The sequence below is a fragment of the Petrotoga olearia DSM 13574 genome (assembly GCF_002895525.1).
Taxonomy (GTDB): Bacteria; Thermotogota; Thermotogae; order Petrotogales; family Petrotogaceae; genus Petrotoga; species Petrotoga olearia.
This window is the reverse complement of record NZ_AZRL01000003.1, coordinates 88175-114942: the sequence shown is the minus strand read 5'-3', so window position 1 is coordinate 114942 and position 26768 is coordinate 88175. Positions and strand designations below refer to the sequence as shown.

Annotated in this window: 18 protein-coding genes, 2 tRNA genes and 1 other annotated feature; of the genes, 11 read left to right on the top strand and 9 right to left on the bottom strand. The window is 34.2% G+C overall.

Annotated elements, in window-relative coordinates:
* Window positions 1–15 precede the first annotated feature (15 nt).
* The 8 genes from X929_RS00945 to X929_RS00910 form a co-directional block, all read right to left on the bottom strand.
* Window positions 16–1995 carry a glycoside hydrolase family 13 protein gene (locus X929_RS00945; protein WP_103066197.1) on the bottom strand — a complete coding sequence of 660 codons (1980 nt, stop codon included), beginning with the start codon at window positions 1993–1995 and terminating at the stop codon, window positions 16–18.
* Between the two features lie 88 nt (window positions 1996–2083).
* A complete protein-coding gene (gene iscB, locus X929_RS00940; RefSeq protein WP_103066196.1) occupies window positions 2084–3439 on the bottom strand; it encodes an RNA-guided endonuclease IscB in 1356 nt (451 codons plus the stop codon).
* A 297-nt stretch (window positions 3440–3736) separates the two neighbouring features.
* On the bottom strand, window positions 3737–5566 hold the full coding sequence (abc-f, locus tag X929_RS00935) for a ribosomal protection-like ABC-F family protein (RefSeq protein WP_245858613.1): 1830 nt from the start codon (window positions 5564–5566) through the stop codon (window positions 3737–3739).
* A gap of 16 nt (window positions 5567–5582) precedes the next feature.
* Entirely contained in the window at window positions 5583–6545 is a 963-nt protein-coding gene (locus X929_RS00930) for an ABC transporter ATP-binding protein (RefSeq protein WP_245858612.1), read from the bottom strand.
* Entirely contained in the window at window positions 6502–6954 is a 453-nt protein-coding gene (smpB, locus tag X929_RS00925) for an SsrA-binding protein SmpB (protein ID WP_103066194.1), read from the bottom strand. The genes X929_RS00930 and smpB overlap by 44 nt, the downstream gene beginning before the upstream one ends.
* 39 nt (window positions 6955–6993) lie before the next feature.
* A complete protein-coding gene (gene disA, locus X929_RS00920) occupies window positions 6994–8130 on the bottom strand; it encodes a DNA integrity scanning diadenylate cyclase DisA (RefSeq protein ID WP_103066193.1) in 1137 nt (378 codons plus the stop codon).
* A 4-nt stretch (window positions 8131–8134) separates the two neighbouring features.
* The gene (radA, locus tag X929_RS00915) at window positions 8135–9481 is read right to left on the bottom strand and encodes a DNA repair protein RadA (protein WP_103066192.1); all 1347 of its coding nucleotides are present in this window, start codon (window positions 9479–9481) and stop codon (window positions 8135–8137) included.
* Window positions 9478–11970 carry an ATP-dependent Clp protease ATP-binding subunit gene (locus X929_RS00910; RefSeq protein ID WP_103066191.1) on the bottom strand — a complete coding sequence of 831 codons (2493 nt, stop codon included), beginning with the start codon at window positions 11968–11970 and terminating at the stop codon, window positions 9478–9480. Before X929_RS00910 ends, radA begins: the two co-directional genes overlap by 4 nt.
* 307 nt (window positions 11971–12277) lie before the next feature.
* Here X929_RS00910 and X929_RS00905 point away from each other — a divergent pair.
* The 11 genes from X929_RS00905 (at window position 12278) to X929_RS00855 (ending at window position 25085) form a co-directional block, all read left to right on the top strand.
* Window positions 12278–12353 (top strand) — tRNA-Thr (locus X929_RS00905).
* A 24-nt stretch (window positions 12354–12377) separates the two neighbouring features.
* Window positions 12378–12464, top strand: a tRNA-Tyr gene (locus X929_RS00900).
* A gap of 37 nt (window positions 12465–12501) precedes the next feature.
* Entirely contained in the window at window positions 12502–12666 is a 165-nt protein-coding gene (gene rpmG, locus X929_RS00895) for a 50S ribosomal protein L33 (protein WP_103066190.1), read from the top strand.
* A 38-nt stretch (window positions 12667–12704) separates the two neighbouring features.
* Complete coding sequence (secE, locus tag X929_RS00890; RefSeq protein ID WP_103066189.1) at window positions 12705–12923, top strand: preprotein translocase subunit SecE; 219 nt, start codon at window positions 12705–12707, stop codon at window positions 12921–12923.
* 58 nt (window positions 12924–12981) lie between these two features.
* Window positions 12982–14046, top strand: a complete 1065-nt coding sequence (locus tag X929_RS00885; RefSeq protein ID WP_103066188.1) for a transcription termination/antitermination NusG family protein — start codon at window positions 12982–12984, stop codon at window positions 14044–14046.
* 51 nt (window positions 14047–14097) lie between these two features.
* Window positions 14098–14523, top strand: a complete 426-nt coding sequence (gene rplK, locus X929_RS00880; RefSeq protein WP_103066187.1) for a 50S ribosomal protein L11 — start codon at window positions 14098–14100, stop codon at window positions 14521–14523.
* A gap of 17 nt (window positions 14524–14540) precedes the next feature.
* Window positions 14541–15251 carry a 50S ribosomal protein L1 gene (gene rplA / locus X929_RS00875; protein WP_103066186.1) on the top strand — a complete coding sequence of 237 codons (711 nt, stop codon included), beginning with the start codon at window positions 14541–14543 and terminating at the stop codon, window positions 15249–15251.
* Window positions 15252–15273: 22 nt separating this feature from the next.
* Window positions 15274–15412 (top strand) — a sequence feature (ribosomal protein L10 leader region).
* A gap of 11 nt (window positions 15413–15423) precedes the next feature.
* Window positions 15424–15960: a 50S ribosomal protein L10 gene (gene rplJ / locus X929_RS00870; RefSeq protein ID WP_103066185.1), complete on the top strand. Its 537-nt coding sequence runs from the start codon at window positions 15424–15426 to the stop codon at window positions 15958–15960.
* Window positions 15961–15978: 18 nt separating this feature from the next.
* Window positions 15979–16365 carry a 50S ribosomal protein L7/L12 gene (gene rplL / locus X929_RS00865; protein ID WP_103066184.1) on the top strand — a complete coding sequence of 129 codons (387 nt, stop codon included), beginning with the start codon at window positions 15979–15981 and terminating at the stop codon, window positions 16363–16365.
* A gap of 149 nt (window positions 16366–16514) precedes the next feature.
* Entirely contained in the window at window positions 16515–20078 is a 3564-nt protein-coding gene (gene rpoB, locus X929_RS00860; RefSeq protein ID WP_103066183.1) for a DNA-directed RNA polymerase subunit beta, read from the top strand.
* Window positions 20079–20153: 75 nt separating this feature from the next.
* Window positions 20154–25085 (top strand): DNA-directed RNA polymerase subunit beta', encoded by a 4932-nt coding sequence (locus X929_RS00855; RefSeq protein WP_103066182.1) that lies wholly within the window; start codon window positions 20154–20156, stop codon window positions 25083–25085.
* A gap of 67 nt (window positions 25086–25152) precedes the next feature.
* Here X929_RS00855 and fliD read toward each other — a convergent pair whose 3' ends face one another.
* On the bottom strand, window positions 25153–26661 hold the full coding sequence (gene fliD / locus X929_RS00850; protein ID WP_103066181.1) for a flagellar filament capping protein FliD: 1509 nt from the start codon (window positions 26659–26661) through the stop codon (window positions 25153–25155).
* Window positions 26662–26768: the final 107 nt, after the last annotated feature.

Genomic DNA, 26768 nt, shown 5'->3' with positions numbered 1-26768 from the left:
TTATAAAAAGGCGAATCAATTAATTTTAAATATAAGAGCTATTTTTTCTGGGATTTTCAAAGATTTTTTGCCATCATTATAAGAATTATCTCCTAAATTGAAATCTTTTGTAGAGAATAAAAGAGTTATTTCGCCTTCTTTTTTATCGAGTAACCATAATGGCAGTTCAATATCGATCTCTTTTTCTTCTCTATTTATAACGGTGATTATATTTTCACTTTCATTCCATGAAGCGTAAGATACGTATCCACCATTCCAATCAAGAAAATCAAAAGAACCTTTTCTCAATGCTGGATGCTCTTTGTACATTTTAATTAATTCTTTTGTGAAATTAAACAACATTTTATTTTCTTCACTTTCTTTTCCCCAAGGGTAAGGCCTCCTGTTATCTGGGTCTGTCCAGCCTGCCATACCTATTTCATCACCGTAGAATAATCCTGGTGATCCTGGAAGAGTAAACATTGTGACTAATCCTATTTTGAAAACATCTAAATCTTTCCCAATTGAGGCCTCTTCATGAGTTTGAGGTCCTAATCTCCCGACTTTTTGCGTGGTTCTTGTCATCCATCTAGAATGATCATGATTGCTCAGTTGGTTTAAAGCGATAAATTTACTATTCATAGGTAATTGAGATAAAGCCCATCTCACTGAGTTAACGAAATATTCAGCATTTTTTAAGAGCTCAGGTTTATGATGTTCGTTGTGTTTTTCCATACCTGTAAGAAAATAACTAACATGGTCCATACAGGTTATATAATTCATTATAGAGTCCCAACATTTTAACTCTAACCAAGCAAGAGGTGATTTATAAATTTCTGCGAATATTATAGATTCAGGATTTGACTTTTTTACAACTTTGTAGAAGAACCTCCAAAAAGCTGTGTTCATTTCAAAGGATTTTCCTAGTTCATCTGCAACATCGAGTCTCCATCCATCTGCATTGAAAGGTTCACTTACCCATTTTTTACCGATATCTGCAATGTATTTCCATAAGCTTATATTTCCATAATTCAATTTTGGAAGAGTGTGAAAACCCCACCATCCTTCATAACCTTTTTGGGAGCTGTTCCAATAAAAGTAACTTTTGTAGGGAGAATCTTCGTTATGTAGACTACCTTCACCATACAGATCCATTTCGTCTATCCATTTATGAAAAGAACCACAGTGGTTGAAAACACCATCTAAAATAACTTTTATATTTTTTTCATGGGCTTTCTGAATCAGGATTTTTAGAATTTCGTCACTTTTTTCAAGGTTCTTTATAGAGGTAGTTCTAACTTTGTACTTTTCATTCAGATCTTCTGAATCTTCTTCTATAACACCAAAATGGGGATCTACGTGTTCGTAATCTTGAGTATCATATTTGTGCGGACTTGGAGAAACAAAGATAGGGTTTAGATAAATCGTTTCTACTCCTAACTCTTTTAAATAATCAATCTTTTCTAAAACACCTTGTAAATCTCCTCCATAAAACTCTCTGTGACCATTTTTAGGATGGGGCAGTGAGTTCCAATCTTTTTTTATAACCTTTTGACCATCGTAATGGTATTCGTGAGATACTGGATCGTTTGTTTCATCTCCATTTTTGAATCGGTCAACAAATATTTGATAGTATACAGAACCATGTGACCAATTTGGGGTTTTAAAATCTGCAATGAATACAAAGTCATGAATAGCACGATTTTCTACAAGACCCATAGCGTCATAGAACAATTTTTTGTCTTTTTCTATTAAATCTATTTCAAAATGATATCTAACAATTTTATCTGGCATTTTGAAAGTACTTTCAAAAAAATAAAAGTAAGTAGTTTCTTTTGATAGTTGCATTGGTTTGTGTTGATACTTTTTTGAATTTTTTTCAGGAGTAAACATAACACTTCCAATGCTTTTACCTAAATATTTCGGGATTCTTAGTTTAATTGTTACCTCATCATCTATACTTGGTTCCTCCGGATTGAGATAAGCGTTAGTTTGATCAGAATATATGCCTTTCATGAAATACTACTGCAGGAGACTCACCACTTCCTTAAGAGGCTGAAGCCTGTTTCAGTGGTGAGAGGAATGCAGTATTTTCGCCTCCTTTTTATGTTATGCACAATCCTTTTCGAAACATGTATGGTTCAACAGTTTCAATTTTAAATGATTTAGAAAGTTCGGCAAGAATGATACGTTTCCCACAACAATGAATACCTTTCACAGTATATTTCTTACCCTCGTATATAACTAAATCTTTAGGCTGATAGAAATACCTTTGAGTACGAATACTTCTTCTACCTTTGGATATTTTCTGACCTCTAAACTTTCTAAGATTCTCTGTATTGTAATTTTTGTTTCGAGTTCTTCTACCGTTAAACAATTCTTGTCCTTTCTTAATCGAACCATCTCTTGTATCTATATACTTTGCATCGTAAAATTTTTCTAACGAACGATTGTTTCGTCTAATCTGTTCAAAGTATATAGGTTCTATTCTTCTTTGACTAGTTCCACCTGCAATACAATACGCATCGTTATAATGAGTTTTGTCAAGGTTGAGCTTTATTCTCTTCGATTTGGTTATATAACCGTATGTATATTTACAATCAAGTATGTTAACTAACTTCCACCTGACAGTAGACATAAAGGTCGCTTCTTTTAATGGTTTTTGTACAGGTTTCATACCATAGAGTTTACCACCTTTTAAGTGGTTTTTAGGATCATGGCATTTAGTACAAAGCGTAATTAAATTGCTCGGTCTATTGGTTCTATCACCTTTCCAAAAACCTATGTGATGTACTTCAAGTGGGACGTTACTCTTACCACATAATTGACAAGTGTAATTGTCTCTGTATAATATGTACTCACGAAGATTATAAAAGTTTTGTTGCTCTCCTTGCTGATATTCTTTGCCTTTAATCTCTGGATTTTTAATCTTCTGAGTATCGAATTTTGCTACTTCAATTACTATGTTAGTTATAGGAAGTATCTTCTTAATGAATTCTATAAACCGAATATGAGTATCTAACTTATGTTTAATCGATGGCGCTAACCAACTTTCCTTGAACCCCTTTCGGGGTGTTTCCTTTCTAGAAGATACTCTGTTGTCAAATTTAGACTTTCTGTATCTTAACTTATTTCTCCGAATTCTACGATACATACTTCTTTCCTTGAGAAGTTCACTTACGTTACTTCTCAGGTTAACTTCTCCTGATAACACTTCTTCCTTGACCCCGTTCGGGGTGTTTCCCTTTTCCGTTACAGCAGAAAATCCTATGTACTTGTAACCGCTATCTATACCAAGAGTTATAGGTTGAGTATAATGTGGAGTATCGTATGTTAATTGTATGGTGAACGGTTTGTTTCTAACTACTTTTGCTTTACCATCTTTAAGCATATGTTTAACTTTCCCATGTCTTTTAGTAGGCATTAGAGGTGCTCCATCTTTAGAAAGTACATATACCATTTTTAAATCTCCTTTCGGAAATAAATCCGCTTCACAGCGGTAAGTCCACATCGCCAATGTTATATCGGGTTTGTTGTCAGCAACACTTCTCCTACCCCTCAGAGATGTTTAATCACTGACCGCAGAGTCTGGAACTTGTGGAGCATCCCTAGAGTGCCTATTTAGGTTAAACGGGCTTTCGCCTCTTAAGGATAACCCATTCCGATATAACGTAGCCGGATGGTCTTACAACCCTGGCTGAGGCTAATCAACTATGACTTTTACAAGCCACCATCTTTAGATGGGGGTAGTTGACGATTAACCTCCGTAATTATTGTTTGAGATTTTAGTATGTTGATTTAATTCTTCTACATATTTACTTTCCAGTTTTTGTAGTTTTGTAAGTTCCTTTTCTAATTTGTTTTTTTCTTCAATTAATTCTAATACCTTATTATAATCGTCTCCATATTCAAAAAGTTTAGCTTCAACTGAATCTAACTTTTCAAATAGCAATTCGGATTCTGCCCTGATTCGTAATATTTCATTGTTTAAAGTTTTTATTCTGTTTTTAACTTTTTTATTTTGTTCGTATTCTTTGTTTACTTTTTTCTCTTTCTTTATTTTAAAGGAGTTATTTTTTATTTCTTCTAAAAGGGGTTGAATATTTTCAGATATTTTGGATTCCCCGTTGTCTATCAAAAGAAATTTGTTGGCGATGTTCTCGATAAAAGATTGGTCATGTGAGACAAATATTATGGCTCCCGTGTACTCTTTAAGTGCTTGCTCCATACTTTCAATTGTTAAAATATCCAAGTGGTTGGTGGGCTCATCTAATATCAATACGTTTGGCTTCTCAAGTAAAATTTTAGCTAATGCCAACCTGGTGAGTTCTCCACCAGAGAGTTCACTTACTTTTTTGAACACTTCGCTAGAATAGAATCCAAATCTCCCAAGATACTTTCTTACTTCAAAATCTTTCCAATCCTTAATCAATTCCCAAGTTTCATTTAACACGTCAGATTCTTGAGAGAGATTAGATATGACTTGATCTAAGTATCCGATTTTGATATTGTATCCCCATTCAATGCTCCCTTTATGATTTTCTAATTCACTTATCAATAATTTTAGTAAAGTGCTCTTTCCACAACCATTTTTTCCTAAGATAGCTAATTTTTCTCCTTCGTAGAGTTCAAAAGAGATGTTTTCTAGTAATTTTTGTTCTTTGTTGTATGAAAAAGATAGGTCTTTAACCACTACTACCTTGTAACCAGTTTTTGTGGGTTGGGGGATCTTTATGGCTATACCTTTTTCTTCTTCTATGTTTTGAATCTCTTGGAGTTCATTTTTCAACTCTTCTAATTTTCTTTCGCGGATTACGGCCTGCCTAACCATTTTTTCTGTTCCCCAACTTCTGTAACGCTCTATCATTTTTTCAAGTCTTTCGATCTCTTTCTGTAGGTTCTGTTTTCTTGAATTCATTGAATTTATATAAATTTCACGTGATTGGATGTATTCTTTGTAGGTTCCTTTGAATTCCCAAATCTTTGAATTGTTTATTTCCCAATATTTGTTACACAACTGTTTTAAGAATGTTCTGTCGTGGGATACTATAACCATGGCACCTTTGTAATTTTTCAGATAGTTGATTAACCAATCAATAGAGTAGAGATCCAGATGGTTAGTAGGTTCGTCAAGAAGTAATAAATCGCTTTTTTCAGAAAGGGTTTTTCCAAGGGATAATCTAGTTAATTCACCACCACTTAAACCAGAAACATTTCTGTCCCATTCGTCTTCTTCGAAACCAAGTCCCACTAGCAAACTCCTAACGTTCTTATCGACTATATGTTCCGGGTTGTTTTTTGAGACGCTTTCTTTTAAAAAGTCATACAAAGTAGGATCTGTTTTATTTAAATCTAATCTATATTGCTTTAAAAGAGATATAGTTAAATCATTTTTTTTGAGCACCCGTCCTTCGATAGGCTCAATATTTTCTGAAATAATATTCAATAAAGTTGTTTTTCCAGCACCGTTTTTACCGATTAAAGCTATCCTATCATTCTGATTTATAACCAAGTCGACATCGTAAAAAAGGTAAAATTCACCAAAATTATGGGATACATTTTCAAGTCTTAAAAGCAAACTTATCACCTTAAGTATTCGATTTCTATGGTTGATTTGGGGTGGATATTATATAAGAATATATGTCTTCCAAAGTTGGACGTAATTTTCTTATAGAGACGTTGAAATTATCCATTGTAAAGGTACTATCTTTTGAATCAATTATTAATTTTTCTTTGGATACGGGTTTTATTGCCAAAACATCAGAGAGATCTTTTAAATAGTTTAATATTTTTTCATGGTCTTTTTCTTCAAAAGTGAGTTCGTAAATGTTAATTATCGAATCGAATCTTTTGTAAATATTTTCTATATTATCTTTTATAACAATTTTTCCATCTATAATTATTCCAACACTTGTAGCTAATTGTTCAACTTCCCACAGATAATGGGATGTTATTACTATTGTGGTTCCATTCTTGATATTTTCGTTTAATATATAACGCCTTATAAACCTTGAGGATTCTACATCTATGGCATTCGTAGGTTCATCCAATAAAAGTATTTTTGGGGATTTCAATAATGCTCTTGCAATATTCAACTTCTGTTTGTTGCCAGAAGAGAGATTTTTGGTTAATTTGTTTTTATATTTTTCCAAGCCGAAACTATGCAAAAATTCGTTAATTTTTTTATCACTATCTTCAATATTTGAAGCTAAAGAAAACAATTTCAGATTTTCATAAGGAGTTAAATCATTTTCCAATACAGAATAATCAGAGACTAAAGAGATCACCTTTCTAAGGCTTGGCTTATTTTTTGAAAGGTCTTTTCCAAGTATTTCCACCTTTCCTAGTGAGGGGTTTAAAAGTGTGGAAATAGTCTTCATAATGGTGGATTTGCCTGCACCATTGGGACCAATAAGTCCAAAAATCTCTCCTTCGTTAATTTCTAAATCAACATTATCAACCGCAATCGTTCTTCCAAACCTTTTTGTTAAACCTTTAATTGATATTGCATGTGGAACTTTTTCAGATATTTTCATATTTTTGCTGTTTTCTAATTCTCCTTTCATACTCTCTTTCTGCAATCTTTTCACGCTTATCGTATTTTCGCAACCCTTTAGCCAAAGCGATTTTAACTTTTATTAGCCCTTTATTGTTAACATAGAATTCGAGAGGAATTATCGTCAAACCTTCCTGTTTAACTTTAGATTGCAAACGCCTTATTTCTTTTTTATGAAGTAAAAGTTTCCTCGGCCTTTCTGGATCATGATTAAATATAGATGCCCCTGAATAAGGGCTAATGTGAATATTGTATAAAATTAATTCTCCGTTTTCTATTTTGCAGAAACTATCTTTGAAATTAATTTTTCCTGCTTTGCTGGATTTAACTTCTGTGCCCAACAAAGAAATCCCTGCCTCGAAGGTTTCTATTATTTCATAATCGTGAGTAGCCTTTTTGTTTCTTGCAAGAATTGTTATTTTCCTTCACCTCTAAAATCTATATTATTTTTTACAATATTAACTAGAAACGCGATAATTAGCTTCTTCTTTATCATTATTTATTATCACTTGAGGAGATTCCTGTTCTAATTCTTCTTTTTCCCTTTTCTTTTTATTCAACGCCCCCAAGATTATTTCCGCCCGTCTTTTACCTATTCCACTTACATTTGTTAATTCTTCGAATGTGGCATTCATTAATTCTTGAAGATTTTTAAAACTTTCCACAACTTTTTTTACAGCAGTGGTTGGTAACCTAGTAGAATAAAGAATTCTATAACCTCGTGATGTTAAAGTTGTTTCTTCCAAATCGTCTTCAGATGAAACATCAATATAGCCCAGTGTTTTTGCTATTGTGAAGGGATCAACTAAATCATTAACATCTAATTCTTTGAATATATCTGTGGCATCTTCAGGTTTTTGATACTTTAAATTTTCTGAGCTATAATCCATTATAACAGCACCCACATCCTTGGGGATTGTTCTTAAGATTTCTTCATATTCTAATTTTGCGCTTCCGGCGATTTCTCCTAATTCTAGTAAATATTTTTCGGCTTTCTGTACAATTTTTATTGTTAGCAAGCCTTTGGAGAGTATCTCAACAACATCAGAAAGGCTCACATTTCCTCTTGCCTCTTCAATGTTTAGATAGTCTAAAAGGTTCATAAAATTTTGCCTGTATCTTTGTGCGATAGTAATTTCTTGATTTAATCTAGCAAATAAGACATTTTCAGGAAGAAGTTCGTATTTTATTTTATTATAATACACTGAAACTATATTTCTTCTTTTGGAAACTGCAACGGTTAAATCCCCCGTTTGAATAGACACTTTTTCCGCAGTTTTGTGTCTCATGCCGGTTTCTGAACTGGGAATGTTCTTATCAGGGTTAAGCTGTGTGTTTGCTGCCAGAATCTTAGTTCCATCATAATTTAAGACGATGGCTCCATCCATTTTTGAGAGTTCATAAATTTTTTCAGGCAAAAAATCCGAATCAAGTCTAAAACCTAAATGTATTAATCCTTCTTTAAGATACTTTTCGGGTTGTGAACAAAAAAATAATAATGCTCCCAAGTTTGCTTCCATTATTCTGTCTATACCTTTTCTAATAGGCTTTCCTGGGGCCAACAAATCAAAAATTCTTTCTAATTTTTCATTCAAAATTTTATCCCCCTTTTTTAAATAATTTTATCAAATCTTTTACACTTTCTGCAAATACAATAGAATTTTTTCTGGTAGAAAGTTTTTTTGGAATAACTATATTGTTAAAGCCAATTTTCTGTGAAAGCTCTAATCTTTTTTCTAAAAGAGGAATACCCCTTATTCTTCCATCTAAACCTATTTCTCCAAATGCTATTGTCGAAAAAGAAAGAGGTGCATCGAATATTGAGGAGATTAAAGATAAAGCTATAGCAACATCCATTGAACTGTCATTGATTCTTAGCCCTCCTGAACTACTGACAAATATATCTTTACTTTCCAAAGGAAGTTTCAATTTCTTGGAAAGTACTGCAATTATCATTAAAAGCCTATCTAAAGGAATACCTGAAGTAACCCTTCTGGGGGACCCATACACTGGGTTGCTTACTAAAGCCTGAATTTCTATAGGGAGCAATTTTTGGCCAACTTTCACTATGGTTAATGTGTTTCCTGACTCATTTGAATAATCAGACAAGAAAAAAGAATTTATATTATCAATAGGTTTTAAACCTTTTTGGGTTATTTCAAATAAAACAACTTCGTCTGTGGGGCCGTATCGATTTTTGGTTACTTTCAAAAGTCTTAATCCAGATCCGCCTTCTAATTCCATTTGAAGAACACAATCTACCATATGTTCTAACACTTTAGGGCCGGCAATAGCTCCTTCTTTGTTTACGTGCCCTACTAGGACTATAGGGATATTCTTTTTCTTAGCGTATTCCACCATCTTTCTAGTACTTTCCCTTACTTGGAGAATACTACCAGGGGAGGAATCAATACTGTCTATTTTTAAGGTCTGAACAGAATCTATAAAAATAACAGAAGGTGTTATATTAGACTTTTCCATAGCCTTAAGTATAACGTCCACATTATTTTCAAATATTAATCCTATATTTTTATTTTTTATTTCTAGCCGATTAAATCTTTGAACAACTTGTTCTGTGGATTCTTCACCGGAAACGTAGAAGGCGAATCCTTCAGTTGCTTGAATAGAATTTGCGATTTGTGCCATTAAGGTGCTTTTTCCAATACCAGGGTCTCCACTCAGCAAATAAACCGCACCTTCAACCAACCCACCGTTTAAAACGCTATCAATTTCTTGAAAATTAGTTGGGATTTTTTTTGCTGGTGGAAGCTCTTGATCGAGAAAGACTATATCGGGGACTTTAAGGTTTCCAGTATTAATAGTAACATCCGCGGTATTATATTCTACCGCGGACTCTAATTCATTACACATAGGGCATTTTGCGAACCATTTATCAGATTCATATCCACAATTATTACATACATAGTGGCTTTCAGATTTTCTCAACTATTGACCACTTTCTTTTCCATTGGTTTTTTACTTTTCGGACTTCTTCTGAAAGAAAGATTTTCTTTACCTTTTTGATGAGTTACTAATATTTTATCTCCTTCTTCATATTTTCCCTTTAATAATTCTTCTGACAAAGGATCTTCAATATATCTCTGTATAGCTCTCTTCAACGGTCTTGCTCCAAAAACAGAATCATACCCCTTTTCTAGTAAGAAATCGATAGCACTTTCTTTAACGGATAATATAAGATTTCTTTCTTCTAACCTGCTTTTCAGGTCGCTTAGCTGAATAGATATAATATCTTTAAGTTGATTTTTCGTAAGGGGATGAAATACAATAACATCATCTAATCTATTAATGAATTCGGGTTTGAACGCTTTCTTCACTGCAGACATTACTTCCTGCTTGATATCTTTGTATTCGCTTTCTACTGTTCCTTCTTCAACAAAACCCAAGTTTCTTTTAGTTTTGTTGATTTGTTCAGATCCAAGGTTAGAAGTCATAATAATTATTGTGTTTCTAAAGTCAACGGTTCTTCCTTGAGAATCTGTCAATCTCCCTTCATCCATTATTTGCAACAGAATATTGAATACATCTACATGTGCTTTTTCAATTTCGTCTAGTAAAATTACCGAATAAGGTCTTCTTCTTACAATTTCTGTCAACTGTCCACCTTCATCGTAACCGACATATCCGGGAGGGGCTCCCACGAGTCTGGAGATACTGAATTTTTCCATGTATTCACTCATATCAATTCTCACTAAGTGTGTTTCGTTTCCAAAGAGATAAGCTGCCAAAGTCTTTGCTAGTTCAGTTTTTCCAACGCCAGTTGGTCCTAAAAACATAAATACGCCTGTTGGCCTTCTTGGATCTTTTAATCCGCTTCGTGCCCTTCTTATAGCTTTTGCAACTGATTTTATAGCTTCATCCTGTCCTACTACTCGCTCGTGTAATACCGCTTCTAAATTCAATAATTTCTCCATCTCTTCCAGGCGCAACTGTCTTAAAGGAACACCGGTCCAATTGGATATTATTTCTGCTATATTCTCTTCATTTATTTGAATTATTCTATTTTCAGCTTCAGTTCTCCATTTCGAGTATTCTTCTTCGTATTTTTCTTTCATGTTTTTTATCTTTTCTTCAATGTTTTCTTTAATATTGGAATCATTTCTTTTACTTTCAAAATCTGCAATCTTTTCAGATTGAATTTTTAGTTTATGTGGAAGTGTTAGAGCGCTTAAACGTGCTTTAGCTCCAGCTTCATCAATAACATCTATGGCTTTATCTGGCAGGTGTCTATCTGTAATGTACCTTACCGAAAGCTGTACAGCTGATTGAATTGCAGAATGTTGATATTTAACTTTGTGATGTTCTTCGTATTTGTTTTTTATTCCAGATAAGATATTTATGGTCTCTTCAATAGTTGGTTCGGTTACATATATCTTTTGGAAACGTCTTTCAAGAGCAGGATCCTTTTCAATGAATTTCCTGTACTCATTTGATGTTGTAGAACCGATTACCGTAATTTCTCCATTTGCTAAGGCCGGTTTTAATACGTTTGCAGCATCCATAGAAGACCCTTCTGCCGCCCCTGCTTCTACAATCATATGTAATTCGTCGATAAAAAGGATAATATCTTCGGTTTTTTGCAATATTTGCATCAATTTTTTCATTCTTTTTTCGAATTCACCTCTATATTTTGTCCCAGCTACTATTGAGGTGATATCCAAGGAAAAAATAGTTTTGCTTTTTAATATCTCTGGTACTTGGCCTTCAACAATTCTTTGAGCCAAACCTTCGACTATAGCACTTTTACCTACTCCTGCCTCACCTATCAAAACAGGATTATTCTTTTTTCGTCTAGCCAATATTTCCATTATTCGATTTATTTCTACTTCCCTTCCAATTATAGGATCCAATTTATGATTCGCAGCTTGTGCGGTTAAATCAGTTCCATATTCTTCGAGTTGCTTAAGTGCATTTTGTTTTTGACGTTTTCTCTCCTCTAACTCTTCTGTTTTAGCAATCTCCATTTTTCCGGTTGATCTGCCTTTTATCATCATATCTGTCAATTCTTTTCTCATCAAAGTCAGATTTATTCCAGAACGTTTCAATATATGAGAAGCTATTCCCTCTGCTTCTCTACAAATACCTAAAAGAAGATGTTCGGCGTCTATTTTACTGAATCCCATAAGTTCAGATTCATCATATGCCAACTCTAGTATTCTTTTTGCCCTTGGGGTGGGTTGTGGAGAACCTATTATTCCTTGAGTTGAATTCGTACCAACAACATTTGTTATTTCCATCTTTATAGAATTATAGTACAAATTAAATTCCTCAAATACGGTATCTAAATGACCTCCTCCAACTTTTAACAGCCCCAATAATATGTGTTCTGTTCCAACATAGGGATGCCCCATCTGTTTTGCTTCATTTTGAGCCTCAATAAAAACTTTTGCAGCTCTTTCTGTGAAATTATCAAACATGTCTAATCTCCTCCTTTACAGTACCTAAGCAACAAAAACTAACAATAAGTTCGCGTCGCTCTATTTTATTTATATATTTATATCGGAATATTATTATTTGCCATTTTTTTATATTCTCATTTCATTATTATTTTACCATGAATATTGTTAAAAACAAAATATGTAAAGATAAATTCTTTGTTATTGGATTTTTTGATAACTGTAGATTATTAAGTTAAAGTACAATTTAATATATTTTTAACTTAAAATCCATTGACAACTTTTTTTTGGTTTGATATAATCAACTTCAGTTGGTAAATAACTGGTTGCCGATGTAGCTCAACTGGCAGAGCGGCTGACTTGTAATCAGCAGGTTGGGGGTTCAAGTCCCTTCATCGGCTCCACTGTTTCTTTTTCTTTGATTTCATGGTGAGGTGCCCGAGTGGCCAAAGGGGGCGGACTGTAAATCCGCTGGCAGACTGCCTTCGAAGGTTCGAATCCTTCCCTCACCACCATTTATATTTTAATTTATTTTAGAAAGAGGTGATTACGTTGGCTGCTAAGACTCAAATTATAAAGTTTTCGATGAAATGTACAGAATGTAATAATAGAAATTACTATAAAAAGAAAAATAGGAATTACAAAGAAAAAATTGAACTAAAAAAATACTGTCCTCATTGTAGAAAACATACTCTTCATGTTGAAGCAAAAATTTAAGTGTATATTCTTCATAAACTATATGGGAGTGTTTATAAATGTCTAAATTTTGGATTTTTTTAACTTCCGTTTGGCAAGAAGCAAAAAAAATTAATTGGCCCACTAGAAAAGAGTTGTTAAATTCAACGTTGGTTGTGTTGATTGTTATAGCAATTTTTACTGTGTATCTTTTTGCTGTGGATTTTGGACTTTTGCAACTATTCTCATGGTTGGTTTATCCTGTTTTCTTAAGAGGAAGTGGAGTACCTTCTAGATAATTGTTTGATTTGAGATACATAAAATTTGTTAACTGAGATGTGGTGAAAATAATATAAGATGCGAAAAGAATGGTATGTTCTTCAAGTTTATTCTGGAATGGAAAATAAAGTAAAAGAAGCTCTCGAAGAGAGAATGAAAAATTTAGGGTATGAAAAGTATTTTGGAAAAATAATAATACCTGAAGTTGATGAGTTGAATTATAGTAATAGAAGGGTACAGAAAATCTATATCGAAAAAGAGGCTCAGGTGCTTGTTAAAAAAGGTAAGGATGTAAAGAAGGGAGATATTTTAGCAAGAGAACCAGAAATATTTGCAAAATCTTCCGGAAAGATAGTTGATATAAAAAATTTCCGAAAAATCATAGTTGAGACAGAAGGAAAAAAATATTCAAAGACTTTTTTAATACCAGAAAGCGCTGGTTTATTAGGCGGATTAAAGTCTGGGAAAAAAGTGAGATCAGATACACCGTTTAGTAAAAATCTTGAATATAAAAGTGATGTTGACGGAGAAATTGTCTCTGTTGAAAAGGTTAAAAGAGTAGTTATTGAAAACGAATCGAAAGAAAACGATATTTATTTATTGCCTCGAGAAACCTTTATCCATGAGAAATTTAAAGTAGGAAGTAAAATTCAAATAGGTGATAAATTATGTGAACCTAAAGAGTACAAAGCAAAATTTTCTGGAAGAATCGATATTAGAGAGACTCCTTTTCACAAAGAGATAAAGATTATAAAAACAAAAAAGAAAAATTTATTTCCGGGTTATGTTTTTGTTGAAATGATGTATAATAAAGAAACCGAAAAATTGGTTAACAATTTACCTTATGTATCTACTATTTTGAACATAGGTGGGAAACCTGTAAAATTGAATAAAAATGAGGTAAGGGTTGTTCTAAGATTAATGGGTGAAGAAGCTTACCAGAAGAGGCAAGTTAGGGAGATTAGAACTGATTTTGAAGTAGGAGAGCATGTCAAGATTATAAATGGTCCTTTTGAATATTTTACAGGTAAAATTAAGGACTATGATTTGGAAAAACAAGAAGTGCAAGTTGTAGTGACTATGTTTGGGCGTGAAACTACAGTGACACTATCTTTGGGAGAAATTGAAAAGATCATTGATTAAATAAAATGTGGGAGGGATTTTCCCATTTTACCACAAGGAGGTTAAGAGTGTATGGCAAAAAAGCTTTTGAGGGTTGTTAAATTACAATTGGAAGCCGGCAAAGCGACACCCGCTCCACCTGTAGGTCCTGCACTGGGGCAATATGGTGTAAACTTGATGGAATTTTGTAAGAAGTTCAATGCAGCAACTGCAGATCAGGCAGGAACATTATTGCCGGTAGAAATATCTGTTTTTGAAGATAGGTCTTTCACGTTTATAGTTAAAACTCCTCCCGCTTCTTTTTTAGTAAAAAAAGCCGCAGGTATCAAATCAGCTGCTAAGGAACCTGGCAAAGAAGTTGTTGCCAAAATTAAGAGGAAACAGCTTCGTGAAATTGCAGAAATGAAGATGAAAGATCTGAACGCTAAGGATTTAGATGCAGCAACAAAGATTATTGCTGGAACTGCTAGGAGTATGGGAATAGAAATTGAAGATTAAGAAGGGAGGAGAGGTATATGCCAAAACACGGGAAAAAGTATAGAGAAGTGATAAAACTTGTTGATAGGCAGAAAAATTACAGTATTGATGAAGCGCTGGATTTAGTTAAAAAAACTTCATACACAAAGTTCGACGGTACTGTGGAACTTCATGCGCTTTTGGGAATAGATCCTAAAAAAGGAGATCAAAACGTTAGAGGTACGATTTCTTTGCCCAAAGGAACTGGTAAAAATGTAAGAGTTTTAGTTTTTGCAGAAGGAGAAAAGGCTGATCAGGCTAGGCAAGCGGGTGCTGATTTTGTTGGCTCGGATGACCTAATAGATAGAATAAACAATGAAGGCTGGACTGATTTTGATGTAGCAATTGCTTCCCCTGATATAATGAGAAAGATAGGTAGACTTGGTAAAGTATTAGGTCCACGAGGTCTTATGCCTTCTCCAAAAGCAGGAACGGTAACCGATGATGTTGCTCAAGCGGTTAAAGAGTTTAAAGCCGGTAAGGTGGAATTTAGAAATGACAGAACAGGAAACATACACATCCCTATTGGGAAGGTTTCTTTTGATAAAATGGACTTACAAGAAAATTTAATTGCTGCTTTTGAACAATTAATGAAGATGAAACCCGAAAATTCAAAGGGAAAATTTATTCGAAAAGCTACGATTGCTGCAACAATGGGGCCAGGGATCAATATTGATTTAAATACTCTATCTTTAGCATCTGTTGCTTAACTTCAGGAATTTTAATCTATTGTGAAAAATAGATGGCGTGCCAAAGAAAGTAGGTCTTTAATTGGTTAAAGAGATGGAATCTCACCTACCGAGGTACGCGGAAAAAGGAATAATTTTTGTTTCTTTTAGCCGCTACCTGTTGCGGCTTTTTTATTTAAGGAGGTGTTATTTTTTGTTAACTAAAGAACGCAAAAAGTCTTTAATAGACGACTTTATTCATGCCTTAGAGTCCTCTCCTGCTATTTTGTTTGTTGATTTTACCGGGATGTCAGTGACAGAGACTAACGACTTCAGATTAGAACTATATAAAAACTTTGGAAAGGATGTTGTCTATACCGTTTATCGAACTTCTTTATTAAAGACGGCGGTTAAATTAGCAGATAAGAAATTGGAAGAATTTGAAAAATTTTTTGAAGGGAGTACGGGGGTTATACACGCTGAGGAATCAGACCCCATTGAAGTTTTAAAGGCAGTAAAGAAATTTTCCAATTCTCACAATAATAAACCTTTTATTAAAGGTGGGGTTTTGGAAGGAAAGATTTTTGATTCAGTTCAAGCTGAAGAGTATGCAAAACTACCGTCGAAGCAGGAACTTTACGCCACTGTTGTTAGATCTCTTAATAATCCTATTTCTGGTTTGGTAAATGCTTTATCTGATAATTTGAGGAAATTAGTATTCGTGTTTAACGCTATTAAGGAAAAAAAATAAGTTTGGAGGTGTAGGAAAATGACAAAAGAGGAACTTATAAACGAAATTAAAAATATGACCGTAGGAGAATTAGCTGAATTAGTAAAAGCGCTCGAAGATGAATTTGGAGTTTCCGCAGCGGCCCCTGTAATGGCAGCAGTACCAGGTGCAGCAGGCGTTTCTCCAGCGCAACAGGAAGAAGAAAAAACAGATTTTGATGTTGTTTTGAAAAGTTTCGGAGACAAAAAGATTGGCGTAATAAAAGTAGTAAGAGAAATCACAAATCTAGGTCTTAAAGAAGCTAAAGATCTCGTTGAAAAAGCTGGAACTCCTGATGCAGTAATAAAAGAAGGTGCTCCAAAAGAAGAAGCAGAAGAAATAAAGAAAAAACTTGAAGAAGCGGGAGCCGAAGTAGAATTAAAATAAGTCGAATTTGAAATTAAGTTGAATCCTTTTTTTAACCTTTTCTTCAAGAAAAAAAGTTATAATAGAATTCGCATTGGACTTTTTGTCTAATGCGATTTTTCTCTTATTTTTTACCAATTTTATTTTGACTAAATACCGAGGTGGTTCCTTTGAATACGGTTGTACGAGAAGCAGGGAAGAGAGAAAGAAAGTTTTTTGGAAAAGTTCTTGAGAATTCAGAAATTTACGAGGATTTAGTAAAAATTCAAAAAGACTCTTTTAAAGATTTTTTAAACAACAAGGTTATGGAAAGCATTAAAAGATATATGCCTATTAAGATACCCGTTAAAACAAGCGGAAAGAAAAACAAAGAATTTTTGATTGATTTTGTAGATGTGAGGTTTGAAGACCCCTCTTTTAGTGAGAGTGAATGTAGGGACAAAGGATTGACTTATGCAGGAAAAGCTTATTTAAAGGTTAGAATAACTGATTCTGCAATCGGGGAAATGATTGAAAAAGACGACATTTTTTTGTGTAACATACCTTATATGACTGATAGAGGTATATTTGTTGTTAATGGAGCAGAAAGGGTAATAGTTAACCAACTAGTTAGATCACCCGGGTTATATTTTATAAAAGAAGAAGAGACAGACACCTCTAAAGAAATGTTTATAGCACATTTTTTACCGATTAAAGGTGCATGGTTGGAGTTGCTTTACAATCCCAATCCAGGTAAAGAGGTTCTTCAAGTGAGAATAGACAGAAAAAGAAAATTCAATTTTTTTCTTTTTTTGAGGGCATTGGGATACGAGAACGATATGGATATATTACGTTTATTTCCAAAAGAAATTGATTTAGAAGATGAAGTTGATATATCGAATTATACTAATTGTACTGTATTATCAGATTTATCTTTCCAAGAATTAGATAATATGGATCCTCCAAGAAAAACAATATACGGTATGAAATTACATGAGGTTTTGGAACTGTTGAAAAAATACGACATTAAGACTGTAACGGTAGCACATGTGGTTGCCGAATTAACGCTGGAAAAGATGAAAAAAAGATACGAAAAAGAAGAAAATTTAACTTCTATGGAAGCTTACAAAGAAATTTTTTCTAAATTAAAACCAACTGAAATTCCTAGGGCTCAAAAGGCTAAAGAAGAAATAGAAGATATGTACTTCAATCCAGATAAATTTGATTTTTCACAGATCGGAAGGCAGAAAATTCAAGTAAAATTGAGAAAACCTTATATCGACTATCTACGAGAAGTTGAAAAAAAGGATATTTCTGAAGACCTGGAAGATAAGATAAAATATCCTGTTAAAACTTTTGCTGTTGACAAGTTAGACATTATCTTGGCTGCAAGGTATTTGTTGCATTTAAAAGAAAATGTTGAAGGGCTTGATACAAGAGATCATTTGGGTAACAAAAGAGTTAGATCGGTTGGAGAACTAATGCAGATTGAATTTGAAAGAGCCTTTTCTAAAATGGTTCAACATGCCCCTGAAAAGCTTGCGGGCGTACAATCGATTAATAAAATAAGCCCTCAATCCTTGATAAATTCAAGGGCATTAATGACTGCCTTTCACCAATTTTTTGCATCTAGTCAATTATCACAATTCTTAGATCAGGTTAATCCGTTAGCTGAGCTAACTCACAAGAGAAGGTTATCAGCAATAGGCCCTGGAGGTTTGAAAAGAGAACATGCTAAATTTGAAGTAAGGGATGTTCATCATTCTCATTATGGGAGGATGTGTCCTATAGAGACTCCTGAAGGTGCGAATATTGGATTAATTACTTCTATGGCAATTTTAGCTAAAGTTGATGAATTTGGTTTTTTGAAAACTCCTTATTATAGAGTAAGACATGCAAAAGTTGATTTAAGCAATATAGTATATTTAACTGCCGATGAAGAAGAACTTTATAAAATTGCCCCTGCTTCGGCAGAAATTGGGGAAGACGGTTCTTTCTTAGAAGAGTACATCGAAGCTAGATATTTGGGGAAAGTAAGTTTATTTCACAAAGATGAGATTGAATATATATCAGTCACTCCAAAACAGATTGCTTCTGTGTCAGCTGCTCTTATTCCATTTTTAGAACATGATGACGCTAATAGAGCATTAATGGGATCGAATATGCAAAGGCAGGCTGTTCCTCTTCTTAAACCCAAAGCTCCCTTTGTTGGTACGGGAGTAGAATGGTTAGCAGCGAGAGATTCTGGCTATTTGATTATGGCAAACCATAAAGGTATCGTTGATTATGTAGATGGAAGAAAGATTATAATCACTAGATTGGACGAAGAGAATAACATCCTAAAAGATTCCAATGGTGAGCCCTTAAAAGATGAATATACTTTATTAAAATATGTTAGATCGAATCAAGACATGTGTATAAACCAAGTTCCTATCGTTAATGTTGGAGATGTAGTAGAGAAAGGAGAGCCCATAGCTGATGGTCCGTCCATGGACATGGGGGAGTTGGCTCTAGGGCGCAATGTTTTCATTGGATTTATTCCTTGGGAAGGATACAATTTTGAAGACGCAATAGTGGTTAGTCAAGAATTGTTAGAAAACGATATTTTTACATCGATTCACATAGAAGTTTTTGAAACAAAAGCTATGGATACTCAGTTGGGCCCAGAAGAAATAACTTCGGATATTCCGAATGTTAAAAAAGAACTTTTAAGGAATTTGGATGAAGAAGGGATAGTTAAAGTTGGTTCTTACGTTTCTTCAGGAGACATTCTCGTAGGAAAAGTAACTCCTAGGGGGGAATCAGATACTACTCCCGAAGAAAAACTCATCAAATCAGTGTTTGGTGATAAAGGTAGAGATATTAAAGACTCGTCTTTAACGGTTCCTCATGGAATAGAAGGAAGGGTCATAGACGTTCAGATCTTTGATCGGAAAGATATTCCTTCTTTAGAAATTGGTGTAAATAAATATGTCAAAGTTTTCATAGCAACGAAAAAAACACTACAAGTTGGAGATAAATTAGCTGGTAGGCATGGTAACAAAGGCGTTATTTCGACCATTTTGAATAAAGAAGATATGCCATTTCTACCAGATGGTACACCTTTGCAAATGTTACTTTCACCTTTAGGGGTTCCTTCAAGAATGAATATTGGGCAAGTTTTGGAACTTCATCTAGGGTGGCTTTCTATGTTAACAAACGACTACTATGCTACACCGATTTTTGATGGTGCAACTGAAGCTGAAATTATGGATGAGTTATATAAAGTAAGGAAAGAACGCGATTTATATTTGGGTGACGACCCTGATCATCCTAACGGTAAAATTGTTCTTAGAGATGGTCGAACAGGCGAACCTTTTGATTCCCCTGTTGCGGTAGGCTCCATGTATATGCTGAAATTATCTCATATAGCAAAAGATAAAATACATGCAAGATCAACTGGTCCATATTCTTTAATTCACCAGCAACCATTAGGAGGTAAAGCTCATTTTGGAGGACAAAGATTTGGAGAGATGGAGGTATGGGCGCTAGAGGCTCATGGTGCAGCTCATACTCTCAACGAAATGTTAACTTATAAATCCGATGACATTAAAGGTAGGAATGAAGTTTACAAAGCGATATTAAAAGGTGAAAACCTACCCGAACCAGGGATTCCTGAAAGTTTTAAAGTTTTAACAAAAGAATTACAAGGCTTGATGCTAGATATTAAGCTTTACGATGAAGATGGAAATGAGTTGGATGTTGATAGGCTCTAATTAATTACATTAAATCTAAATTTCAAAGGTGACGGAGAGTAAAATAAAAAATGTACCCTCAGGGAGGGATTTCAATTGGCAAATGTTTCTTCCTTTCAAAGAAAGATTGCTAAAATAAAAATAGGTATAGCTTCTCCTCAAAGTATATTGGAAGCTTCAAATGGTGAAGTTAAGAAACCCGAAACTTTAAATCACAGAACAGGTAAGCCTGAAAAAGACGGCTTATTCTGTGAAAAAATTTTTGGCCCCGTAAAAGATTATGAATGTGCTTGTGGTAAGTATAAGGGCAAAAAGTATGAAGGAACTGTATGTGAAAGATGTGGAGTAAAGGTAGAATCCAAAGAAGCTAGGAGAAGAAAGATAGGTCATATTGAATTGGCGACACCTGTTTCTCACATTTGGTATTTAAAGTCTTCTCCATCTATTCTTTCTATCATACTAAACATTGGTGTGAAAGATTTAGAAAATATCATTTACTATGGGTCAAAAAGAGTTATTGAACGAGCTTATTTAACGCTACCCGGACCCGAAAATGAAGATTTAGGATATTTACCCGGAGAAATATTATATCAACGGGAGTATGAAATATTCTCTGAATATTTAGATTTAAGAGTAGAACCTGCTGTAAAAATAGTTTCAGTTAAAGGTATGCCCATAGCTGATATAGATGGAACCGTAGAGATTAAGTCTGAGTTAACACACACCGAAAGAGAATTGAATTGGATAATAATCAGAGATGATACTGGAGTTGAAAGAAAGTACCCAGTCTTTGAAGGCTCATCAATAATGGTGGAGGATGGACAAAAAGTTGAGAAAGGAACACCGTTGGCAGATAGATTTTTGTTTGAAGAGGATTATCTTACTCAGAAGGAATATTCCTTATTTTTAGAGTACTATCCCGGTTCCATAGAAGTAGAAAGAGATATAGAACGTGATACGCCGATTGTAGTTATCACAGATATTGATAAGAGATTTGCAAAAAGGATAGGTAAAAAAATAGGGGATATCTTGCTAGAAGATGAAGCCAGAGCCTACGAAGAAGTAATGAAGATACTCAATTCAAGGATTAAAGAAGAAAGAGAAAAAGTAATCGGCAAAGAATTGGTATCAGAAATTGAATTTCCCACGAAGAAATTTGAAAAAGGCACAAAAATTACACAAGATGTGTTAAACGAGCTTCAAGAATTTGGCGTAAAAGATTTAGTTGCGAAGGAAGAAGACGGGACAGAAAAGATATTTCAAATAAACAGATATGAGGAATTTAAAAATGGTTATGGTGCGGAAGCCATTCAAAAATTATTGAGAAAGATAGATCTTGAAGTATTAAAAGCGCGATTAGAATCCGAATTAGAAAAATTGGATAGGAAAAGTCAAAAAAGTGTAAAAATATTGAGAAGATTGAAACTAGTTAAGGATTTCATAAAATCTGGCAATAAACCTGAATGGGTAATTTCAAATATCATACCCGTTATACCACCCGATCTAAGGCCCTTGATACAAATTGATGGTGGAAGGTTTGCTGCGACCGATTTAAATGACTTATATAGAAAGGTAATAAATAGGAACAACCGTTTAAAAAAGCTTTTAGAAATGGAAGCGCCTGAAATTATCGTAAGAAATGAAAAAAGGATACTTCAACAAGCTGTGGATTCACTTTTCTATAACGGACGTGTTGGTAAACCAATGACCGATAGAAATAGAAGGCCTTTAAGATCACTAACAGATTTATTGAAAGGTAAAAAAGGTAGATTTAGAAGAAATCTCTTGGGTAAAAGGGTTGATTACTCCGGTAGAGCTGTTATCGCTGTTGGACCTGATCTTAAGATTCACGAATGTGGTTTACCAAAAAAGATGGCTTTAGAACTATTTAAACCTTTTGTTCTAGCCGAATTGTTGAAAGATTCAAACGTTGCAAGTAAAAGTGCTAGAAAATTCAAAAAAACTATAATAGAAAAAGAAATGCCCGAAGCTTGGGAGGTTTTAGAAGAGGTTATAAAAGGGCATCCTGTTCTCTTAAATAGGGCGCCTACCTTGCACAGAGTATCAATTCAAGCCTTCATTCCAAAACTAATAGAAGGTGACGCAATAAGGTTGCATCCATTGGTTTGTCCTCCGTTTAATGCCGACTTTGACGGTGATCAAATGGCTGTACATATTCCACTTTCTAGTATAGCCCAGGCGGAGTCAAAATTTTTAATGTTATCAAGATATAATATTATCTCACCGGCGAACGGCAAACCATTGTCCATGCCAGGAAAAGATATAATTGCAGGTGCATATTATTTAACCTTGCATGAAGATGAGAAATTTGAAAATCTAAAGGTACCTACTAAAGTTTCTGAATTGGGAGAGAATGGATATATTCGACACATATTTTCTGAAGATTTAGAAGCCACATATGCTTACGAATACTTAAAAATAGTGGATTCCGATATATATCTTCAAGATGGAGAACTGATATGGGAAAAGTCTGATTTATCCCTTCACGAACCAATTGCGTTTAGATATAAAGATGGTAGTATACTTAAAACAACTATCGGAAAAATAATTTTTAACGAAGAAGTACCAGAAGATTTAAGAAATTACTCGCAAAAAATGGATAAAAAGGGCTTAAAAGAATTGATATTCAACACTTTTGAGAAACATGGTATAGATAGAACCGCCGATCTTTTAGATAGTATTAAAGATTTTGGTTTTCATTATGCGACATTATCCGGATTAACCATATCTATACGTGATGTATTAGTTTCTCCAAAGAGGGAAGAACTTATAGAAGAGTCTAAGAACGAAGTTCTCAAAATTGAATCACTTTATGAAGAAGGTTATCTTACGGATAATGAAAGGTACAAGGAAATAATTAAAATTTGGGAAAACGCTACTGCCAAAGTTACAGTAGAAACAGCGAAAACATATCGAAAATACACCTTCAATCCAATATGGATGATGATTGAATCAGGGGCCAGAGGTAACATAGATCAATTGAAGCAATTAGCCGGTATGAGAGGATTGATGGCTGATCCGTCCGGTAAAATAATTGAAGTTCCTATCACTTCAAACTTTAAAAATGGATTATCAGAATTAGAATTTTTCACCTCAACACACGGTTCTAGGAAAGGATCAGCTGATACAGCTTTAAGGACATCAACAGCTGGGTACTTAACTAGAAGACTCGTAGACGTTGCGCAAAGTATGACAATTACAGAAGATGATTGTGGAACAGACAAAGGTATTGAGGCTAGAGAACTTTGGGCTGACGATTCAAAAATTGAGAACTTATCAGACTTCTTATTTGGTAGAGTTTTGGCTAGAGATGTTTTGGATCCCGAAACAAAGGAAATAATTTATAATTCTCAAACTGATAAAAAATATGAAAAAGGGACAATCTTAAAAGAAAAAGATGCCCAATTCTTGGCAAACTATGTAAAAGAGATATCAATATCAAAAGAAAAAACCATAAATATTGAAGATGTACCAAGCGATTCATACTTAGAATCGTTAGAAGATGTGCAAGTAGAAGGCAAGGTATTAATCAGAAAAGGAGAAGAAATCACAGAAGAAGCCATAGAAGAAGCATTCTTGCACGGTATACAAGATTTGAATATAAAAGAATATAACGCGGTAGATTACGTTTACGCTGGAGAAGATCTTAAAGTTGAAGTTGATGGAAAGACTGTAACTCTGCTTAAATATCAAGAAAAAATTGACTTAAAGGTTTCCAAAGTCCTAGAAAAACACGGGATAAAAAAGGTTGATGTTAGACCGTCTATTTTCATTAGGTCTCCTCTTACATGTGAGTCTGAAAATGGAATTTGTGCAAAATGTTATGGAATGGACCTTTCAAACTACAAATTAGTCAATATTGGAGAAGCTGTAGGAATAATTGCTGCACAATCTATAGGTGAGCCAGGTACGCAGCTAACTATGAGAACCTTCCATACTGGTGGTATAGCTACCACTTCGGATATAACCCAAGGTTTACCCAGAGCTGAAGAATTGTTTGAAGCAAGAAAAAAGACGAAAGGACCCGAAGGTGAATTCTCAACTATAAAAGGTATAGTAAGAGCTATCGAGAGAGATACTGAAAGCAAAAGAGGAAGAAGATTAAAGATAATAATAGAAAACTCAGACGGCGAACTGGAAAGTTATGAGGCTGACTATAGGACAAAAGCAGTTGTAGAAGAAGGAGACAAAGTATTACCTGGTCAAAGGTTAACAACGGGAAATATAAAACCCAGAAAAATACTTAAAGAATTAGGAGTAGGCGCTTTAGCAAATTATTTGCTGAGTGAAATAAAGAAGATATATGCTGAGCAAGGTGTGGACATCCATGATAAACACTTTGAAATAATAATTAGACAGATGATCAACAAAGTTGAGATTATAGACGGTGGGGATACTGACTTTATGCCAGGAGATTTAGTCAGTCATGGTAAAGTGCAGAAAATTAACGAGGAAATATTGGAAGAAAACTCCTATATCACGGAAAATAGAGAATTAGTTTTAAGTAAAAAGTTGGCAAAGAGGGTTATAATCCCTGCCGAAGATGAAGAAGAGGAAGAAGATAAGATCTACGAACAAGGAACAGAGATCACTGAAGAAATTTTAAATCAGATTCTAGAAACAAACATTAAAGAGATTGAAGTATATGAAGAATATAAAGAGATTACCACTGAAGATGGGAAAACTCATCTAGTAGGTACATCCAAAAAATATCTTATAAATCCTAAAGATACCATAAAATTTGAGCGTAGGTTGTTAAGAATTACAAAGGCTTCTTTAGAAAAAGAAGGATGGCTTTCTGCTGCTTCATTCCAGCAAACTGTACAAATACTAACAGAGGCAGCTATAGAAGGTAAAGTAGATAGATTGAAAGGATTAAAAGAAAACGTGATAGTAGGACAACCTATTCCAGCAGGAACAGGGTTGAAATTGTACGCAGAACAAAACTACGAAGTTGTTCAACCTGAAAAAGAAGCTGAAGTTGCACAAGAAAAATCTGTTGGGTAAAATAAAAATGGCTCAATAAAAATAACCGGTACTGTTTTTTAAAAAACAGTACCGGCTTTTGTTTTATCTATTGGTTAGAAAAAGCGTTTAGCATATACATTCCTTGTGCGTTCATCTGTTGAATGGCTTGTTCCATAGCTGAAAACTGTGCATAATATTGTGCTTCTTTTCTTTGAAGCCTGTCTAATAGGTTGGTCATTTCCCTGGCGAGTCGTCTCATCTCGTTACCTATGGTGCCGTTGGTACCGGCAATTCGATCGATATACCCATTGAACTTAGTTACTTCATACAGATAATTCTGAACGGATTGAGCATATCCATATTCTTTATTAGTTGTATCGTTTGTTGCGAACAATTTCCATACATCTTCGGCATTTGTATTCAAAGCTTCTCTAAGTCTATCTTCATCGACATTCAATAATCCTTTCATTGTATTTTCATAACCGGAACCTAAATCTCCAGAAGTTATTCCGATATCAAAAAGTGTATTATATTGGGAACCAGATTGTTCTATATCTACAGGTGAGTAAACCATATTTCTTAGAGTATAAAATATTTTCTCTAGGTTATTATCTCCTTTTAGCATCCCCTTCATATAGTCTTCTTCTGTCATCTCTTCTGTTGGTTTATCGTTAACTTTTTTTTCATGTAATAGATCGTACACATAAGTAATCGTTTCGTTGTACTTATCGACAAATTCTTTTATACTTTCAACACTCTTATCTATATCTTGTTCTATAGAAACTTTTACATAACTGCTCGAGGTTGATTTTAAATCGATTGTAGTACCGAAAACGTTCAAAGTGTTTTCTGTTAAATTGTCATACGTGGTGATAGATGTACTTCCATCAAAAGACAATTCAACCTGTCCGGAACTTCCTAAGGTTCTAACTGTATTATCATCGTCCGAATCAGCTGTTCCATTCAAATTCAGGGCCGTTATCAAGTTTTCACCGTTAGAACCCGCCTCAGCACTTACACTAATATCAACGTTCCCATTTTCTTTGTTAACTATGAAAAATTTACCGTTTGCATCATCAAATTTTGCTTGTACTCCTAAGGTTGATGCGTTTATTTTGTTAATAAGATCCTGTACCGTTTCACTGTCTGAAACGGTTATAGTATCCGAAACACTTCCTTTTGTGATGGTAAAAGTTGAATCAGCTGATGTACCTATAACATCTGCTATCGTTGAACTTTTTTTAATTGTTGGATCAATATTTTCCCCCAAAAGAACGGTAGGAGAAGCCAAAGAATTAACCTTCAAGTAAAAAGTTGAATTATCAGCATCTGAAGGAGCTGTAGCTGTTAATACACTTTCGTTGGAAGAGGTGGCACTTTTTGGAATCAAATTACTCTTCAATTTGAAAGTGATCAAATAATCGTAAAAATCTTCTAACTTGTTGTCGACTTCCATCCAAAGTTTTTGTTTGTAGGTAAGGGCGTCGAACTTTTCTTGAGCTCTATTTAAGGGTTGTTGCTCAATCTCCATCAATTTTTCAACCATCGCTTGGGTATCCATTCCTGAAACTGCTCCAGTTAATTGAAAGGTACCAACATAGGGATTAGTAGCCATTGTCTTCACTTCCTTTAAATTCTTTCTCTCCTATTCATTATCGACTTATTTTAAGAAAACTTTAACGACTGATTCAATCATACCATTGATTCATTTAATTAGTTCTT

Bases quoted from the DNA above. Each gene is read 5' to 3' on its own strand.
- X929_RS00945 (WP_103066197.1), bottom strand. From the start codon at position 1,995: ATGAAAGGCATATATTCTGATCAAACTAACGCTTATCTCAATCCGGAG.
- iscB (WP_103066196.1), bottom strand. From the start codon at position 3,439: ATGGTATATGTACTTTCTAAAGATGGAGCACCTCTAATGCCTACTAAA.
- X929_RS00930 (WP_245858612.1), bottom strand. From the start codon at position 6,545: ATGAAAGGAGAATTAGAAAACAGCAAAAATATGAAAATATCTGAAAAA.
- X929_RS00910 (WP_103066191.1), bottom strand. From the start codon at position 11,970: ATGTTTGATAATTTCACAGAAAGAGCTGCAAAAGTTTTTATTGAGGCT.
- secE (WP_103066189.1), top strand. From the start codon at position 12,705: ATGTCTAAATTTTGGATTTTTTTAACTTCCGTTTGGCAAGAAGCAAAA.
- X929_RS00885 (WP_103066188.1), top strand. From the start codon at position 12,982: ATGCGAAAAGAATGGTATGTTCTTCAAGTTTATTCTGGAATGGAAAAT.
- rplK (WP_103066187.1), top strand. From the start codon at position 14,098: ATGGCAAAAAAGCTTTTGAGGGTTGTTAAATTACAATTGGAAGCCGGC.
- rplA (WP_103066186.1), top strand. From the start codon at position 14,541: ATGCCAAAACACGGGAAAAAGTATAGAGAAGTGATAAAACTTGTTGAT.
- rplL (WP_103066184.1), top strand. From the start codon at position 15,979: ATGACAAAAGAGGAACTTATAAACGAAATTAAAAATATGACCGTAGGA.
- fliD (WP_103066181.1), bottom strand. From the start codon at position 26,661: ATGGCTACTAATCCCTATGTTGGTACCTTTCAATTAACTGGAGCAGTT.